This is a genomic window from Paenibacillus paludis, assembly GCF_042610515.1.
GTDB lineage: Bacteria > Bacillota > Bacilli > Paenibacillales > Paenibacillaceae > Paenibacillus_AQ.
Genome location: NZ_JBGJZP010000023.1, coordinates 83,733 through 102,510 on the forward strand (window position 1 = coordinate 83,733; position 18,778 = coordinate 102,510).

The following is an 18,778-nucleotide window of genomic DNA, read 5'->3' on the forward strand; positions in this document are numbered from 1 at the left end:
AATAATATAAAGAGCATGTGATCGAGCCAAATGGCTAATCACATGCTCTTTTTTTGTCATATGAAGTTTAACACTGTATTGAAATCAGCCCTTCACTGCCCCGGCGACAACGCCTTTAACAATATACTTCTGCAGGAAGATGAATACGACGATGGACGGCAGTACAGCCATTACCATGGCCGTCATCGCATATTGCCAGTCCGAAGTGTATTGGCCCACGAATGTATAAGCCGCCAGTGTAAGTGTCTTCGTATCCGGCGAGCCGTTGACCATAAGCAGCGGAAGCAGGAAGTCATTCCAGATCCACATGACGTCGATGATGACGATGGTTGTCGTTACCGATTTCAGCAGCGGGAAGATTACACTGAAGAACAGGCGGAAGCCGGAAGCCCCGTCGATCGTGGCGCTTTCATCGATTTCCAGCGGAATGCCTTTGACGAAGCCGTGATAGATGAATACGGCCAGCGGAGCTCCGAAGCCCCAATACAGCAGACCCAGTCCCCAAGTGCTTTCGGACAGGTTCAGGTTCTTGGCAGTCTGCAGTACGGTCAGCATGATCGACTGGAACGGAATGAGCATCGGCATGATGCAGAGGAAGTAGATCACTCCACTCCATCTGGATTTCGTCCGTGCAAGCTTATAAGCCGCAATGGACGAAATGAACACGATTCCCAGCAGGCCGACGCCGGTAATAATGAAATTGTTCAGGAACAATCTTGGATAATTGATGAACTCCCACACATAGGAGTAGTTGCTGAAGGTCAACTTCTTCGGCAGGGCGATAACGTCAGTCATGACCTCACTGAAGCTTTTCAGAGAGTTGATTACGGTCAGGAACAGCGGATACAAGAACAAAAGAGATAGGAGGACCAGAACAACTTCCAGAATGATCTTGCCCGCTTTGCTGTTGTTTGTTTTCATTATGCCTCAACCTCTCTTCTCTTGAAGAACGTAAGCTGGATGATCGTCACGACAAGCACAGCCAGGAAGAGGATGAGCGCTTTTGCCGTACCATATCCGTACAGATTGTTCTGGAAGGTATCCCGGTAAATATCATAAGCGATACTGTAGGTAGTTCCGCCAGGGCCGCCGCCGGTCAGCGACAGGATAACGTCGAACACCTTGATCGAGTTGGTCAGGGCCATGAATACCGAAATGGTGATAGATGGAGCGAGCAGCGGCAGGGTGATGCTGAAGAATCTTCTCAGCGGTCCGGCACCGTCCACGGTGGCTGCTTCCTTCAGGTCTTCAGGTACAGATTGCAGACCGGCAATATAGATGACGAGATAGAAGCCGACTGATTGCCATATGGAGACTCCTAAGATCGAGATGAAGGCCAGTCCCGGCGTCCCTAGCCAGCTTAGGCCGAATATGCCCCAGCCTGTACTTTCTCCGAGGGAGTTGAAGCCTTGCATGAAGATGAATTTCCAGATGAAGCCGACGATAACAAGACTGAGGATATAAGGGATAAAGAAAGCCGCTCTCAGCCAGGAAGTCGTCTTCAGCTTCATGTCCAGAAGCACGGCCAGCAGGATGGCCAGCACGTTAACAAGTATGATGTAGAGCACCGCATATTTGATGGTGAACCACGCCGAATCGGAGAAGTTGGTATCTCCCGTGAAGATCTGCTTGAAGTTATCCAGTCCGACAAATTTGGGATGTTTGGAAATCCCGTTCCATTTGGTCATCGAATAACGGATGGTCATGGCAAAAGGAATGTAGAATGCTACAGCGATACAGATCAGAACAGGAAGCGTGAAAATTCCGAATTCTATTTTCTCACGCCATTTTCTGCCGAGTGTTTTTAACATGGAAGCACCTCTTCTTGTATTTATAGGGTGGGAGTAATGTGCCTGGCTTGCCACACATAACCATTCCGGTTAGTCTATATTGTGTATTATAGAGCAGACCCCTATACTCAAAAATGGATTTAAGAGTACAGTTAGGGGTAAAAAGGTGAACTGAAAAGAACACCAAAAAGATGCTGAAGCTGGAGAAAAGGGTCCTGGCATTTTGCAGAGGCAACCATTTCCGGTATTGAACCCTGCAAGCAAAGGAGGCCGCCGCACATCATTAGATCAATTCTGCATAAGCTGTTTGAGCCTTTACTGGAGCGGATTTCACGCCGTCTGGCGAATAAGCTGATTCTGCTGTTCACGACCATTATTATCCTGGTGGTTACTTTGCTGACGTTCATTTCCTATGGAATGCTGCGCAAGGAATCAGTGAACAGCAGAATAACGAGCACAAGCAACAACCTGCTGCTGGTCGGCCGTAATCTGGAGAGTTACCTTGACGGGATCGAGCAGCTGTCCCTGCCGCAAATCTCCTATGATGAGATTACTTACGCCATCATGCATGAATCGGAGGATTATGCTTCCAAGATGTATGTGGAGGATTACCTGAAGAACCTCTATTTTTCACGCAATGACCTGGAGGCCATAACCCTCTATGTGATCAAAGAGCAGAAGTATTATTATGTCACCAAAGAGAACTATAATATTACAATCCGGGTCGCCCAGCACCCCCCGATTGAGAATCTCACCTGGTATAAGCGTGCGCTGGCAAGCCCGTTTAACCGTTCTTATCAATCCTTTGTGCAGGACACTTTGGAACAGGATGACTATCCTATCAATACCGACAAAAGCTTCATGGGCTACCACAGGCTGCTCCGTTCGATCGTGTCCAGAGAACCGCAGGCGGTATTGTCCTTGTACTTCAACTCCAGCGTCACCGCTGAGATCATGAAGGATATTCCGTTCAGCAGCGGAGAGCATTTGATGTATGTCAGCCCGGATAATGAGGCGTTTGTGGTGGATGACCGTGAATTTTATGCCAAAAGTGAAGCGGCAGGCCTGCTGGACCAGCTGACACCAGCCCAAGGCGGAAGACTTACGTGGTCGGCTGATGAACAAAAATATCTGGTGATCTATGACATTAATAAAAAAGAGGGCTGGAAGCTGATTAAGCCGATTCCCTACAAAGAAATTTACGAAGCGGCGACAACGACACGTAAATTAAACTACTTCATTGGCCTGCTGTTTCTGATCGTCTCGGTGATCCTTGTCAGCTTCATCTCCAACAGGATCACAAATCCGCTGAAAAATCTGTCGCTGCAAATGAAGCGGTTCAGCACCGGCAGCTTTGATGCAGAGGCACAGGTGGAGGGCAACGATGAGATCGCGTATCTGTCGCGCCATTTCAATAAGATGGTGGAGAAAACCAATGAACTGATCAATGAACGCTATAAAATGAAAATCGTCGAGAAAAATGCGGTGCTCAAAGCGCTGGAGGCGGAGATTAACCCGCATTTCTTATATAATGCCCTGCAGGCGATTTCTACTAAGGCATTGAAGAACAACAATGACGATATCGTCGAGATGGTTGATAATCTGGCTTTGACGTTGCGTTACTGCATCAGCGGCCGTGATGTTGTTGCGGCCAGGGAAGAGCTGAGGCATATTGAACGCTATTTGGCGCTGCAGAAGGCCCGTTTCGGGAGCCGGATGCAGATCGTCTACGATTGGGACGAGACCTTGCTGGAGCTGAGTATTCCCAAGCTGTCCATTCAGACGCTGGTGGAGAACTGCATCAAGCATGCGCTGGAGAGGGTATCCTCTACAGTCACGATCAGGATTGAGGCGCGGATTACTCCAACCTATAATGTGATTTCTGTATTGGATGACGGGCCTGGCATTAGCGGGGAACGGCTTGCGGAAGTGCTAAGCTCGCTGCAGATCCAGTGGGAGGAATTTGGAGGAGACCTGTCCGATGACGGGAATGAAAGCATCGGACTGAAAAATTTGAATACACGGCTGAAGCTCTTATATGGAGAAGAAGCGGGTCTGGCGATCAGCAGTAATGAGCACGGAACGGCAATGGAAATGCAATTACCGCGGGGAGGTCTGGGACAACATGTATAAAGTACTGATCATAGATGATGAAGAGCCGCTGCGCGAAGCCATCAACATTCTGGGGGACTGGAAGGGACTAGGGGTAGATCAGGTGCTGGAGGCAACGGACGGCAACGTTGGACTGGCCATGCTGCGGCAGCACAAAATAGATATCGCGCTTGTCGATATGAAGATGCCGGAGCTGAACGGCAGCCAGCTGCTGCAAATCGCCGAACATGAATTTCCGGATCTGCTGCTCATTGTTATCAGTGGCTACAATGATTTCGAATATACCCGGCAGGCTATCCGTTCCAAGGTTGTCGACTATTTGCTGAAGCCGGTTAACCGGAATGATCTGAACAGTGCGCTGCGCAAGGCCGTCGATCTGCTGGAGGCGAAACGCAAGAAAGAAAGCGAATTTATCAGCCGGAACATCACGCTGAACATGTCCATTCCGAAGCTGAAGGAGAAGATGTATCTCTCGATTATCGAGCGCAGCTTCAAGAACCAGTCCAATGAAGCCTTTTTGCCGCTGATCGGTGCAGATACACCCGGCAATTTTTTTGCTGTCGGGATTGTCCGGCTGCTTAATCTGGAGCAGGTCCGCAAGGGTAGATTTCATGAGGACCGGGATCTGATGCATTTTGCCGTAACGAATGTCATTAATGAGAACAGCGGCGGGGATTTTGAAGCGTTCAGCTTCGTCAGCCCCCGGGCAGAGCGTGAATTTATCGCTATCTTTACCATGAAGGGCGGTTACGGGCAGGATGCGGCCTTTTTGTCCCTGCATCATATGAAAAAGGCTGCTTCGACTTTGAAGGAGCTGTTCGGAATTGCCTGTGCAGGAGGCATTGGAGAGCCTTATAGCGATTGTATGGATATCGCACAGTCGTATGACACCGCCAAAGCGTCGCTGGACGCCATTGATCTGCTGAATCTAAAGAGCGGCATTGTTGCTGCCGGTGCAGGTACCAAACCTCCAGTTAAGGACAGCCCTTCGCTGACTGCCCGGATGCCGCTTATCCGCAATATTCTGGAGAGCGGTAATGTGAATCATGCCAAAAGCATTCTCAGCGAATTCACTGGACAATGGCAGTCTTCCGGGCATTTCAGCCTCGGTGCAGCTGACCGGACGGTTCAGGAGTTCATTATTCTGCTGAATGATATCGCCAAGGAACTGAATGCGGTTCCTGAGCGGCTGCGCGGCGGCAAAGACAAGGGATTGCACGGGCTGGGGATCGCCGGTGATTTTGCCTCCTTTGAGCAGTTTGAAGGCGTGCTGAATCATATTCTGGATGTCTATGCCGGTGAAATCGGCAGATCCCTTGCCGGTAACCGCGGCAATGTACTGGAAAATATTAAAGCATACATTGATAACCACTATTTCGAGAATATTAAAATATCGATGTTCACGGATAAATATTTCCTGAGCAGAGAATACTTGATGAAGCTGTTCAAGGCCCAATACAGTTACGGCATTCATGAGTATGTACAAAAGGTAAGAATGGACAAGGCAAAGGACCTGCTGTCTGATCCTGCCCTCAAAATCCAGGATATCTCCGAGATGCTGGGCTATAAGGACAAAAACTATTTCAGCAAGGCGTTCCGCAATTATTACGACTGTTCACCTTCTGAATTCAGGCTCCTTCTGCCCGGGGTAGAAAAGTGAAACGGTTACATTAGCCCACTTTTTTACCCTCATAAGTTCACTTATGTACATTCTTATCCTTTTTCTTTTTATTTAGAATAGCAACAAGACCACACAAGATGCATAAGAAAAAGGGGGCAACATCATGTTAAAACGATTTATGGGACTATCTGCAAGTCTGCTGCTCGTCGGCGGTCTGCTGGCCGGTTGCGGCGGGAACAACAATAATGCCGCTACTAATAATACGGCTGGTACAAACGGGACGGATAATGCTGCCGCAACTGATTCTTCCAAGCCCGTAACGATTAATATGTTTACCGCATCTCCAGAGTACACCGATGCGTTCAATGCCTACATCGCAGAATACAAAAAGGTTAAACCGAACGTTACCATCAACCTGGAAATTATGCAGGCTGACTACAATACGGTACTTAAATCGAAAATTGCTGCCGGCAGCACTCCTGACGTGTTCCAGACTACAGCCGGTGGAGATATTGATACCTTTGCTGAATACAGTGCTGATCTTACGAATGAGCCGCTTGCGGCAGCGATGACCGATGCGGTCCGCTCCAATATGAGCTCTACCGACGGCAAGGTGCTGGGACTTCCGGTGAAAGGCAACCTGTTCGTACTGATGTACAACAAAAAGCTGCTGTCTGATGCCGGCATTACAGAAATTCCAAAGACAACAGCCCAGCTGGATGATGCGATCACCAAGCTGGAGGCAAAAGGCATTACACCGTTCGCCAATGCCTACAAAGAGTGGTGGGTATGGAAGCATATCTTCCAACACTTTGTGGATGCGGCTGCAATCGATGCTGGAACGGACGCTAAAACGCTTGTAGCGGATTTCATCGCCGGCAAGACGACCATCAAGGATCACCCGCTGCTGTACAATAACTTCTTTAATTACATTGACACTACAGTTAAGCACGGTACGGACAAGCCGCTGGAGCGCGACAGCAATGCTCAAGTCAGCGACTTCGCTCTTGGCAAAACCGCATTTATGAACGGTAAAGGCGCATGGGATGAAGAAGCGATTAAGAAAATTACACCAGACTTTGACCTTGGCATCGCCGGCTACCCTGTCAGCGACAAACCGGAACAGTCCCAGATTATTACTGGTGCTGACCAGGCGCTGCGCATCAACAAGGATTCTGCTGTAGTTAAGGAAACTATTGAGTTCTTCAACTGGCTATATACTTCCGAGTACGGCAAAAACTGGTTCTCCACTGTGGCTAAGGTAATCCCGCCAATCAAGGATGCTCCAATGCCTGACCTGCAAATGCCTAAGGAAATGGAAGAAATCCTGAAGACGGAGAAATCCGGCGACCTGTCGGTCAACTACTCTCTGGATACCTTCCACCAGAAATTCGGTGAACTGATGCAGGCTTACATCGGCGGCAGCAAGACTAAGGATCAAGCGATCAACGAAATTCAGAAAGCCTGGATCCAATTCGGATCGGCTCAATAAAACATTTCGATGTGGGACGGTCTCGAAGGTAAGATTCATTTACCGGGGGCCGTCCCTTTATTGTTGGCGGGAGGCGGTGAATGCCGTAACTGCGGTGAATGTTTGGATTTCCGGCCGCTGTTATGTTTGGATTTCCTGATTTAAACTGCTGGTCGCAGTAGAAATCCAAACATAAAGGCGGACGCTTCCGCTCCTCCAATTCCAAAATTCCCCTCCGTTACTCTTTCACCGCTGGGAGTTTATTTTGTAGTTGTAGAGCGCGAATAGTTACGAATACAAAAACAGCCCTTATAATCAGGAGAGACACCAACATATGGCAGGAGGTTAAATTAAATATGGACAGCAAGATCATTGAAATCGCCGAAAATGGACTTTATCTTACGATTGAAATTACAGCGGAGCTGGATGTCCGGCTGCTGCACTTCGGAGCGTCACCTTTGGAAGCCGGGGCTATCGCCGACAAGAATAAACCGGGCTTCCGGCTGCTGGAGCTGCAATTGTCGGGTGAAGACCGCGCCGAATATCACGGGCGCACCCACCGGGCCTCCTATCCGGGGCTCCGGATGGTATATGCCGGGCACAGCGATACGGTGAATGCGCTGGGACGCAAGCTGGAGCTGACCTTGGCCGATCACATTACGGGAATTCAGGCGGTACAGCATTTTCAGTTCTATAAGGGCGTGCAGATTGTACGCAGCTGGACAGCGCTGAAGAATGCCGGGGAAGCCGAGGCGGCAGTGGAATACATCTCCTCATTTGCTCTTACAGGTGTAGACAAGGAGGGAAGCGGAGACCGCAACGACAAGATCGAGGTAACCCTCGCGCATAGCGGGTGGCAGAGTGAGCTGCAGTGGCGGACCTATCGGCTGCCTGAGCTGGGGATGTCCCATCTGGCCGACCGCGGCTCGAAACGGATTGCCGCAAGCAATACTGGCTCCTGGTCGGCGGCAGAATTGCTTCCCATGGCTGTGCTGCACAACAAGGAGAGCGGGACAAGCCTGTTCTGGCAGATTGAGCATAACGGCTCCTGGCATTGGGAGCTGACGGATCAGTATGATCAGCTTACACTGCTGGCCAGCGGGCCTACAGAGCATGACAATCACTGGTGGTTGAAGCTGGCCCCGGGTGAGGAGTTCACCTCGGTGCCTGTAGCTGTGGGTGCTGTACAGGGAGGATTCCAGGGTGCAGCGGAACAGCTTACGGCGTACCGCCGGATTATCCGCAGACCTAATGAGGATAATGAGCTGCTGCGGATTATTTTTAACGACTATATGAACTGCCTGTGGGGAAGCCCGACGACGGAGAAGCTGCTGCCCTTAATCGATGCCGCCGCCGATGTCGGCTGTGAATATTTCTGCATCGATGCCGGATGGTATGCGCCTGGAGAGTGGTGGGATGGCGTAGGACAGTGGGAGCCTTCCAATGAGCGGTTCCCGGAAGGGATTAAATATGTGCTGGACTATATCCGCAGCAAAGGAATGATTCCCGGGCTATGGCTGGAGCTGGAGGTTATGGGCATCAACAGTCCGAAGCTGGTGGAGACCGATGACAGCTGGTTTTTCATGCGGCATGGCAAACGGGTCAAGGACCGCAGCCGCTACCAGCTCGATTACCGCAGCCCGAAAGTGATTGAACATGCAAACGGTGTTATTGCCCGTCTGGTTGAGCAATACGGCGTAGGATACATTAAGATGGATTACAACATCAATGCGGGCATCGGAACAGAAACGGCTGCGGACAGCTTCGGCGACGGGCTGCTGCAGCATAACCGGGCCTATCTGGCCTGGCTGGACAGCATCTTTGTACGTTATCCAAATCTTGTGATCGAGAACTGTTCCAGCGGCGGCATGCGTATGGATTATGCGATGCTCAGCCGGCACAGTATCCAGTCGACCAGCGACCAGGAGGATTATGTACAGTACGCTTCCATAGCCGCAGGCTCGCCGGCGGCACTGACACCGGAGCAGTCCGCGGTCTGGTCGTATCCGCTGCGTGAGGGCGATGATGAGGAAGTCATCTTCAATATGGTCAATGCGCTGCTGCTGCGTGTGCACCAGAGCGGACATTTGGCGGAGCTAGAGCCCCGCCGCAGAAAACTGGTGAAGGAAGCTTTGGATTATTACAAAACCATCCGCAGTGATATCCCGCATGCCACGCCTTTCTGGCCGCTCGGCTTGCCGGATAGCGGGGGCGAATGGGTTAGCCTCGGGCTGCGGCGCGGGGAACGCAGGTACGTCGCGGTATGGCGGATTGCCGGAGAAGCCGAGAATGTCCAATTGCCGATAGAAGAGCTGAAGGGGCTTGAACCAGCCATCGCCTGTGCCTATCCGCAGCAGCATGACTTGGCCTGGAATTGGGATAAATCAGCAGGAGTACTGACGGTGGCCCTCCCACCGGGAAAAACAGCGAGATTGTTTGAGATTACTTCGTAAAGTTCGTAAAGCTTGCAGCCAGGGCCGGCTCCCCCTCAACCTGATTCTTGGGGAGCGGGTGCTGGTTCTTTTTTTGTACATATTGAGGAAAGTCTAAAATACAAATTCCGGAAGCCGATATACTAAATGGATGCTTCGGAAAAAAGAATAAAGGAGTTGGTTTAATTTGTTGAATGTAGCTCCACTCAGCAGCCTTAATCGTGCGGGGGCAACAATAGCAAGCCAGAAAAGTCAGAATTCAGGGATTTCTTTTCAAGATGCATTATCGACAACGAATTCGGAAGCAGTTTTGACGGAATTGGAAAATAAATTCGGCATTAAGATCAATGTGCAAGCTATACCCAAGACCGAAGAAGCAGTAAAGAGTGTGTATTCCCATAGTGTTGGCAAAGGAAATGTTACGATCGCTCCCAATATACTGAATCAGTCGGCAACAGATCCACAATTGCAAAAAAAAGTAAAAGATATCATACAGGACCATTTTGCGTCCAGCGCTAATGATAAACCGGGTGATGCCAGCGGGGTAATTATACATCCGGATGGAACAGCTACGTTTTGGGTTATTGGTGATTATTTGACACCTGCCGAGCGGGAAAAGATTCAGAAAGAAGTAGAGGCAGACCAAAAGAAGAAGGCCGAGCAGTTGGACTTGTTGAGTAAATTAAACAGCAGCACGCTCCTCTCACAATTCGGGTCATTTACAGAGACCTCCAGTAGCGGTGAAGAAGCAAATAACGTGTATATAAATAGTGTGCGTCAAGCCAGTCTGGATTCAATGCTGCGGAAAAAGGATCTGTTTCATTTAAATGATTAATACCTTCTTGGATCATGATTACCGCCTAGGTCAACGCGTTTATGACCATTTAGGCGGTTTTTTGCTATGCCATTTGAATCTTCATTCTGCCAGTCCCCCCGCAAATTGACTCCCGGATTCATTATATTACTTACCATTAATAAATTTTAATTTAACATTTTTCCATAAAAAACTATCAATGGTAGCCGTTTTCGGCTATTATAATGTATAAACTTCGAATATTTTGTCGAATCAACTCTAATTTATAACGAATAATTTGTCGATAAATATCAAAAGTTGTAGAAATAAAATTGACAGGAAAGAAATAGCACTTTAAAATGCAGATATAGCGTAATCATTACTACTATTTTAGAAGCTATGATAGCTTTTAACACAAAAATGATTATATAAAGTGTTTATATCAAGGGAGGATGCATAATGATGAAAGCAACAGGTATTGTAAGAAAAGTAGATGAACTGGGACGTATCGTGATTCCGATTGAGCTTCGCAGAACAATGGGAATTGACATAAAAGACCCACTGGAGATCTTTGTTGATGGTGAAAAAATCATTCTCAGAAAATATGAGCCTACCTGCATTTTCTCCGGAAGTGCGGAAAACCTGATTAACTTCAAAGGTAAAATGGTAAGCAAAGATGTTCTTGATGAATTGATTTCGAGTTTTGACCATATCTAATTTCTTTTCCTAACCTTACAGATTCCAATGACAGCGGGGGACCGGTGGCAGACACGTTGCAGTGTCCGCCACCGGTCCCCTTTTGTTAATCTCGACTCCATAGACAATACACGCTGCTTTCCTATATCATAAAGGAATGTAACTTAGAGCTGCATGCGCAGAGCAGAGATCACTCGCAAAACAATTTGGAAGGGATGAGTCACCTGATGCTAAAGAAACCGGAAGCAATTGTATTTGATATGGATGGAACGTTGTTCCAGACGGAAACCCTGTTATTGCCTGCTTACCATAAAATGTTCGATATCCTGCGGGAAGAAGGGCTGCATACCGGGCCGACTCCGCCGGAGGAACTTATTCTTGGCAGTCTTGGCATGCTGCTGGAGCAAATTTGGAAGAATGTAATGCCGGATGCCGATGAAGCTGTACACCGCCGGGCGGATGAGCTGCTGCTGCAGATGGAGGTTGAGGGATTGGAAGCAGGCGGCACTCTACTCTATCCAATGGTTAAGGAGACCCTTGCCGCACTTCATGAACGTGGAGTCAAGCTGTTTGTGGCCAGCAACGGGTTGGAGGATTACATCCACAGCATCGTTGTTGTGCATGAGCTGAAGGATTTGTTCGAGGGCTTGTACAGTGCTGGTGGACAAGGCACTGCGACCAAAACCGAGCTGCTGCGCATTCTTCTGGACAATCACGGAATCAGCAGTGCGTGGATGGTTGGGGACCGTTCCTCCGATGTGGAGGCCGGCAAAGGAAACGGACAGACCGTAATCGGCTGTGCCTATGCAGGCTTCGGACGTCAGGATGAGCTGAAGGGCTCAGACGTTATTATTACTTCTTTCGATGAATTAATCGGATTGTACGACCGGGCCGAGTAACGGTTAGAAGCAGGATGCGCCATTCCTGGTACATCTGCAATTCAAGCCTGCCTACAAACACCCCTTGCTCCGCGGTGCTGCGGACAAGGGGCGTTATTTTTTTACTCTGGAAAAGATTAAGTTCTTCGGCGGTTTGCCGGACAAAATGTCTGGAAAAATAGGTTGATAACCTATCTATTTTGTGATTTAATGCAGTAGTACTGTTAAATCTTTTGGATCGAACCGGAACGCACTAACCTGCGTTTTTTTACTGTCCTGTAACCCTTCGGGTGCGGCGTGAATATATTAATTGGTACTGAGGTGAATCTGTTTGGTTAGATTGTCTGTGGTCGTACCGATTTATAATGAAGAAGGCAATATCCGGGAGCTTCACCAGAGCATAACGGATGCGGTGCAAGAAAAGGTGGACAGCTATGAAATTGTGCTAGTCGACGATGGCAGCAAGGATCGGACCGCCTTGATTCTGGATGAGATTGCACGGTCTGACAAGTCGGTGAAGGTCATTCATTTCGAGAAACATTGCGGGCAGACGGCTGCTGTCTGGGCGGGCATAAGGCAGTCCAGGGGAGAACTGGTCGCGCTCATGGATGCCGATCTGCAAAGCGACCCGCGCGATATATTCAGGCTGATGCCCTTTATCGGCAGAGTGGATTTTGTGAACGGCAAACGGGAGAACCGGAAGGATACTTTTTTGAAAAGGATATCCTCATGGATCGGCAACGGAGTAAGAAATTGGCTTACGGGCGAAAGGATCCAGGATTCTGTATCTCCCTTAAAACTTATGAGGCGGGAAGTGGCGGACAGCTTCTTTTTATACAATGGCATGCACCGTTTTTTGCCTACACTGGCTAAAATGAACGGATTTACAGTCATCGAGGTTACAGTAACGCATCAGGAGCGAAAACACGGACATTCCAAATATGGTGTGCTCAGTCCGGCGATTACAGGGTTCGTAGACGCTGTTGTTATCGGTTGGCTGAAAAAAAGGGTCATCCGGTACCGCATCAGATCTATCCCTAATCCGGATTAACGAGAAGCTTTCTGAAATCGGGAGGAGGTGCGGCGGCTGGCCAAGTTTTTAAAGAAAGGGATAGAGTCATTATGAACAAATTCAATATTAAAAATAAATTATACAAGCCTATAGTATTATTCAGCTTAGTTTTGCTTATAAAGAGTGCAGTTGCCTGGTTTGTCGTCTTTAACGACGGTCCCAACTGGAGTATGGTGTTAACGGAAATCCCCTTTTTCATTATTGTGTTCAGTCTGATTGAATGGCTGGCCTCGAAGCGGAAGATATTGTACTACATGATCGCCAATCTGCTGATTACGGTTATTTATTTTTCCGTTCTGATGTATTACAAGTATTACGGTGTGATCGCTACATATCATGCTTTGCAGCAAGCGGATAAAGTCACTAAGGTAGGAGAGAGCACGTATTCTCTGATCGCCCCCTATTACCTGTTTATCTTTGTGGATATTATTTTCTTCCTCTTCTTTATGTTCCGTCCCAAATATATTGCCAAATGGAAGGAACGAGGTTTGAAGCGCATGAACCGGGCAGTTCTGCTGGTCATCACGGCCGTTTCCATCGGACTCTGCTTCTTTAGCATCTGGCCTAATCATGCGAGCATGAATGAGATTAAAAAAGCGGAGAGTATGGGGATTCTCAATTACGAGCTGTATACCCTGTTTGCGGATACCACCGAGGACGAGGAGCTTATTGACAGCAAGGAGATTACCCAGCAGGCGGTCAATGAGGTGAAAGGAATCCAGGAGCCGGCAACAGCGCAATTTTTTGGGGCTGATAAAGGCAAAAACCTCATTGTGGTGCAAATGGAGTCGTTCCAGAGCTTCCTGCTCGGACTGACCATTGACGGCCAGGAGATCACTCCAAATCTTAATAAGCTGGTACAAGAAAACACGTATTTCAATAATTTTTATACGAATGCGGGCCAAGGGACAACTTCGGATGCGGAGTTTGTGGTGAACACCTCTTTCTACGTTCCCAAGAATGAGCCGGCTACCTCTTCGGCGTATATGGAGAAATCTGTGCCGAGTCTGCCGAAGCTGCTGGCCTCGAACGGCTATGACACGGCAACCTTCCACACCAATAGTGTGGATTTCTGGAACCGCAAGGAGTTATACAAAGCGGTAGGCTTTGACACCTATTATGACCAGGCCTTTTTTGGCGACGATGACCATATTGCCTTTGGCGCATCGGATGAAGTACTGTTTGCCAAAACAGTGCCGCAGCTCTCCCAGATGGATGCCGGGGATAAGCCGTTTTATGCGATGGTGATTTCGATGACTGCCCATCATCCCTACCATATGCCGGAAGATAAATATAAGATGGAGTTGCCGGAGCGCTTCGAGGGAACGCTGCTGGGCAATTATATTCGCGCCCAGAATTACGCGGATTATGCGATGGGGCAATTCCTTGAGGAACTGAAGACAAGCGGCCTGTGGGATGACAGCCTTGTCGTCTTCTATGGCGACCACCAGGGACTGCCGATGTACACGCTTGGCAGCGATGAGAAGGAACTGATCAATGGACTGGTCGGCCATGAATATGGCTACACCGATATGTTCAACATTCCGTTCATCGTCCATTCGCCGAGTGCTAAACTGCCTGCGGTAATGGATCACACGGGCGGCCAAGTCGACATCTTGCCGACGGTGGCCAATCTGCTGGGAGTGTCGGTTCAGAATCAGCTGCATTTTGGTGAAGATCTGTTTAATCAGCAGACCAACCTGCTGCCGGTCAGACATTTCCTGCCGACAGGCTCGTTCATTAACGACAAGAGCATTTATGTAACAGGAGATGACTACGCGGACGGTACCAACTACAGTCAGCTGGATAACTCCAGTCTTGAGGGCGGATCTACAGAAGCGCAATTTGATGCTGTACAGCGTCTGTTGCATCTGTCCAACAGCTATATTTTACAGCTGCCGGACCTGGAACAATAATCAAAAGCACAAAGTATAGGTTGTCAACCTACGCTTTGTGCTTTTTTTGTACACTCTAGTAGCCGTCCGGCTGATTCTGTATTTGTTCAAAATAGGCATGTACCCTGTTCAGAAGTTCAATTAAAGTCTCACTTTGCTCCTGGCCCAAATAATCAACCATGCCTTTAAACATCTCCCGGATCTTGGCGACGGCTTTATCTGCGAGCAGCTCGCCTTTTTCCGTCAATACAATGCTGCTGATTCTCCGGTCCTGTGAGTCGCTGGTGCGCACAACAAAACCTTGTGATAGCAGGCTGTTCACCATCTGTGTAATCGTAGGGGAAGTTACCTTAAGCAGCTTGCTGATCTCGGAGACAGTCAGTACCTGCTTGTCCGCTTTTGTATTGCGGAGCCTGATCGTGATCAGCACCCGTATTTCACTGGGCTTTAGCCCAAACATCGTTAGCTTCTGCCAATTCATCTTGGAGAACTGCTGAAAAGCCCCCAATAATTCATCTACATGTTCATACCTGTCTTCTTTCACTAATACACCTCATAAGCTTATTTACCTATTATTATAGCCCAGATTTAATCACTTTAGGAGTCAATAAATATACTCAGAATTTATAGCAAGGTTCGACAATTTCTGGATAAATGATTTGCTATAATAAATCGATTCTAGGAATTGCAATCTAATATTTTTATCAATAAATAACAGAATTTTGGAGGGACGTTCTTGAAGAAATCAATGATAGTGACCCTGCTAGCCAGTGTCTTTTTAACTTTTTTTATCTTTAATTCTCAGACTTCAGCGGCTGCGGTATTAGAAGGTGTTGATTCCAATTATATAATCAAAGATATGAACGGCACGTCACAGCGGCAGAAGATCAATATTTACAATCAGAGTCGGCTTGAGATGGAGATTCTTCCGGATAATTCAATGATTCAGTATACCTATGATGCGAATGGCAACCTTCTTAAGCGAAGTAAGGCCACACCCGCAGAACCGTATATCTTCAGCACTTCAGTAGTCTCCTATGATATTTACCTGAAAGGAGTTCCTGACAGTGTTAAAACCGTACGTTTTCCGACATGGACGGATTACAATCAGCAAGATGATCTCGAATGGATTGATGGTGTAAAGGTTGCTCCAAATCTCTGGAGAGGTACGGTCGTTCTGTCCAAACATGGGATGGAAACTGGCGCATATGTAACTCATGTTTATGCGGATAACAAAGCTGTAGCGGGTGTAACGACTCAAATTAAGAATACTCAAACAGTCAGAGCTCCTCAAACGGTCGGATTAGATGCTGAATACTATGAGGTAGTTATAGAAGGCGTGTCCAGAACTATACAAGAAGTGAAATTCCCTACATGGACAGAAAAGAATGACCAGGATGATATTGAGCGGCCCTATGTGATCGGTGAGCGGATAGGCAATACAACGTGGAAGATACGGATACCCTTCAGTAAGCACAATTATGAAGCAGGTAACTATTTCACACATATCTATGCCCATGACAAGTATGGCAATTCAAACTATATCGGAGGAACGTCAGTTGCTGTTAAGGGAGGTGTAGGTGTATCAGGACCGAAAACAGCCAATATCTCGGCCGGTTCATACGATGTTTTGATATACGGACTAGACCCTAATATAAAACGTGTTCAGTTCCCTACATGGACTTCTAATAAAGAGCAGGATGATCTTGAGTGGATTGAAGGTGTGAAGGTTGCCCCTGGAGTCTGGAAAGCCACGGTATTCTTTCAAAGACATAACTCTGAGGTGGGAAGCTATATCACGCATATCTATGCTGATAATAAATATGTTGGGGCTTTAGTTTGTAGTGTTAATCGTTAGCTGAGGTGCAAATAGAAGAGATAACAAATGCCAAGTAGTAATTAGAACGAAATTGGAAAAGTGGAAAGGATGATTGGAGTCAGAATGAAAACCAATAAAATTACTAGCTATGCACTGCCATTTTTAATGATTATTGTTGTATTCATCCTTCTTCAGAACAAGGCTTTTGCTGCAGAGAACGTAGTGGCTCCTAAAGAATCATTTGAAAGTGGTACTTTTAACGGAACCAGCTATCTCCCTGTGAATGGGACAATTACCAGTGATGCACAAAAGATAGTTAGTGGAAAGTATTCCGCCTATTTGAGTTCTCAAGCATCAGAGGAGTGGAAGGAATTTTCCTATACAGATCAAAGCAAAATTAAATTCGAAAAAAACACAACCTACTCGGTGACTTTTTCCTACAAATCATTGGATATGCAGCCGCTGGATGCGAACCGTTTTTTTTATTTCCTTGCTCGCAGTACTGACAACCTGGAAGACAAGCAGTTTACAACCTGGAATGATGCAAGTGGGGGAAACGGCATAAAAACGATGACGTTCACAACCGGAAATAAAGCAAACTATTACTTAATTTGGGGAATCCACGCAGGGGGTGCCCTTTCTATTGATGATATAACAATCGTGAAGAAAATTTCCGCACAGAGCGAATCTTTTGAAAAGGGTTCATTTGATCAGACTAATTTCCTTGCCGGATCCGGTGTTATTACGAGTGACCCTGCAAAAATAGTTAACGGTCAATATTCAGCTTATCTCTCTTCATTAAACACAGAGGATTGGAAAGCATTTTCCTATACGGATACGAACAAAGTGAAGTTTGAAAAAAATACGACCTACAAAGTTACATTTTCCTATAAAACTATCGATATGGTGCCAACCGGAAGTGATCGCCGTTTTTATTTTTTAGCCAGAAGTACGGATAATACAGATGACAAAGGCTGGACGGCCTGGAGTGACGCTAGTGGGAACAGGGGAAGAAAGTCGATAACATTCACAACGGGAAACAAAGAGAATTACTATTTGATCTGGGGAATATTTAAAGGCGGCGCCCTGTCCATTGACGATATAGAAATCACAAAAGTGAATGAATCCTTCGAGAGTGGTTCGTTTACCAATACTAATTTCAATGCAGGCTCTGGAGTCATTACTAATGAATCGTCCAAAGTGGTTACTGGACAATATTCAGCTTACCTTAAATCACTGGCGACCGAACCAACAAAGGAATTTGTAAATACAGATCTTAATAAGTATAAATTCGAACCTTATACGACTTATTCAGTAACTTTCTCCTATAAATCAGCTGACATGGATTCTTCGAACGCCAACCGGTATTTCTATTTCCTGGCCCGAAGTTCAGACAAGCTAGAAGAGAAAGGAATGACTACTTGGCAGAACCCTAGTGGCAGTAAGGGCAGCAAAACCGTTACATTCACGACAGGGAGCAAGGATAATTACTATCTGGTTTGGGGCATCCGTCAAGGTGGCGCTCTTTCGCTGGATGATATAGAAATCTCTAAAGTAAGCGAATCTTTTGAAGGTGGCTCATATAGCGGGACTGGCTTTTCACCCGTATCCGGAAGGATTACCAATGAATCCTCAAAAACCGTCAGCGGTTCATATTCTGCCTATTTAAGCTCCACAGCTTCCCAGCAGTGGGCGAATTTCGCAAGTACAGATTTGGATCAAGTGAAGTTTCAGAGCAATACGACTTATTCAGTGACCTTTTCTTATAAATCTATTGATATGGATTCAACCAATGCTAACCGCTATTTTTACTTCTCAGCACGTGGCCTAGATGATATTGAAACCAAAGGCTGGACTACATGGAATAGTGCCTCGGGAACAAAAGGAGTAGAAACAGTCAGCTTTACTACCGGGAATCAAGAAAACTACTATTTGTTCTGGGGAATTTATGGTGGAGGTGCTCTCTCCATTGATGACATTATTATTAAGCAAGCGACAACTTATCTATACGATGATAATGGAAGGCTGGTGCAGATCAAACAACCCAACAATAAGATTACTTACTATAACTATGACTCGAATGGCAATCTGAAGGGGACTCGAACGGAATAGTGCTACTATGCGCTGAAAGTAATTTGCGAAAGAGGAATGCTAATGAAGAAACGGTCAGCTGTATGGATATTTGGCGTCATAGTTTTA

General features: G+C 47.1%; 14 protein-coding genes. 11 read left to right on the forward strand and 3 right to left on the reverse strand.

Translation table 11 applies throughout. The annotated features are described in order from the left end of the window. Nucleotides 1-84: 84 nt before the first annotated feature. Nucleotides 85-921, reverse strand: a complete 837-nt coding sequence (locus ACAN56_RS29830; protein ID WP_038588763.1) for a carbohydrate ABC transporter permease — start codon at nt 919-921, stop codon at nt 85-87. After that, nucleotides 921-1,811, reverse strand: a complete 891-nt coding sequence (locus ACAN56_RS29835) for a carbohydrate ABC transporter permease (protein ID WP_038588766.1) — start codon at nt 1,809-1,811, stop codon at nt 921-923. Before ACAN56_RS29835 ends, ACAN56_RS29830 begins: the two co-directional genes overlap by 1 nt. A gap of 363 nt (nt 1,812-2,174) precedes the next feature. Between ACAN56_RS29835 and ACAN56_RS29840 the strand changes: the two genes are divergently transcribed. The 9 genes from ACAN56_RS29840 (at nt 2,175) to ACAN56_RS29880 (ending at nt 14,781) form a co-directional block, all read left to right on the forward strand. After that, a complete protein-coding gene (locus ACAN56_RS29840; RefSeq protein ID WP_231578403.1) occupies nt 2,175-3,923 on the forward strand; it encodes a sensor histidine kinase in 1,749 nt (582 codons plus the stop codon). After that, nucleotides 3,916-5,562 (forward strand): response regulator transcription factor, encoded by a 1,647-nt coding sequence (locus ACAN56_RS29845; protein WP_379147425.1) that lies wholly within the window; start codon nt 3,916-3,918, stop codon nt 5,560-5,562. The genes ACAN56_RS29840 and ACAN56_RS29845 overlap by 8 nt, the downstream gene beginning before the upstream one ends. Nucleotides 5,563-5,686: 124 nt before the next feature. Continuing rightward, nucleotides 5,687-7,015, forward strand: coding sequence for an ABC transporter substrate-binding protein (locus ACAN56_RS29850; protein WP_379147427.1), 1,329 nt, complete (start codon nt 5,687-5,689; stop codon nt 7,013-7,015). Between the two features lie 335 nt (nt 7,016-7,350). Next, on the forward strand, nt 7,351-9,447 hold the full coding sequence (locus ACAN56_RS29855) for a glycoside hydrolase family 36 protein (RefSeq protein ID WP_379147429.1): 2,097 nt from the start codon (nt 7,351-7,353) through the stop codon (nt 9,445-9,447). Nucleotides 9,448-9,613: 166 nt separating this feature from the next. After that, nucleotides 9,614-10,261, forward strand: a complete 648-nt coding sequence (locus tag ACAN56_RS29860) for a DUF6033 family protein (protein WP_038588781.1) — start codon at nt 9,614-9,616, stop codon at nt 10,259-10,261. Nucleotides 10,262-10,678: 417 nt separating this feature from the next. Beyond that, entirely contained in the window at nt 10,679-10,936 is a 258-nt protein-coding gene (locus ACAN56_RS29865; RefSeq protein ID WP_038588784.1) for an AbrB/MazE/SpoVT family DNA-binding domain-containing protein, read from the forward strand. A 206-nt stretch (nt 10,937-11,142) separates the two neighbouring features. Beyond that, nucleotides 11,143-11,814: an HAD family hydrolase gene (locus ACAN56_RS29870; protein ID WP_379147431.1), complete on the forward strand. Its 672-nt coding sequence runs from the start codon at nt 11,143-11,145 to the stop codon at nt 11,812-11,814. A 310-nt stretch (nt 11,815-12,124) separates the two neighbouring features. Continuing rightward, entirely contained in the window at nt 12,125-12,844 is a 720-nt protein-coding gene (locus ACAN56_RS29875; protein WP_038588790.1) for a glycosyltransferase family 2 protein, read from the forward strand. A 71-nt stretch (nt 12,845-12,915) separates the two neighbouring features. Next, a complete protein-coding gene (locus ACAN56_RS29880) occupies nt 12,916-14,781 on the forward strand; it encodes an LTA synthase family protein (protein ID WP_379147433.1) in 1,866 nt (621 codons plus the stop codon). A 55-nt stretch (nt 14,782-14,836) separates the two neighbouring features. Here ACAN56_RS29880 and ACAN56_RS29885 read toward each other — a convergent pair whose 3' ends face one another. After that, on the reverse strand, nt 14,837-15,304 hold the full coding sequence (locus ACAN56_RS29885; protein ID WP_063848035.1) for a MarR family winged helix-turn-helix transcriptional regulator: 468 nt from the start codon (nt 15,302-15,304) through the stop codon (nt 14,837-14,839). Nucleotides 15,305-15,496: 192 nt separating this feature from the next. On the opposite strand from ACAN56_RS29885, the gene ACAN56_RS29890 reads away from it, so the two are divergent. Next, nucleotides 15,497-16,618 (forward strand): GBS Bsp-like repeat-containing protein, encoded by a 1,122-nt coding sequence (locus ACAN56_RS29890; RefSeq protein ID WP_379147436.1) that lies wholly within the window; start codon nt 15,497-15,499, stop codon nt 16,616-16,618. 84 nt (nt 16,619-16,702) lie between these two features. Continuing rightward, nucleotides 16,703-18,691: an RHS repeat domain-containing protein gene (locus ACAN56_RS29895; protein ID WP_379147438.1), complete on the forward strand. Its 1,989-nt coding sequence runs from the start codon at nt 16,703-16,705 to the stop codon at nt 18,689-18,691. Nucleotides 18,692-18,778 lie beyond the last annotated feature (87 nt).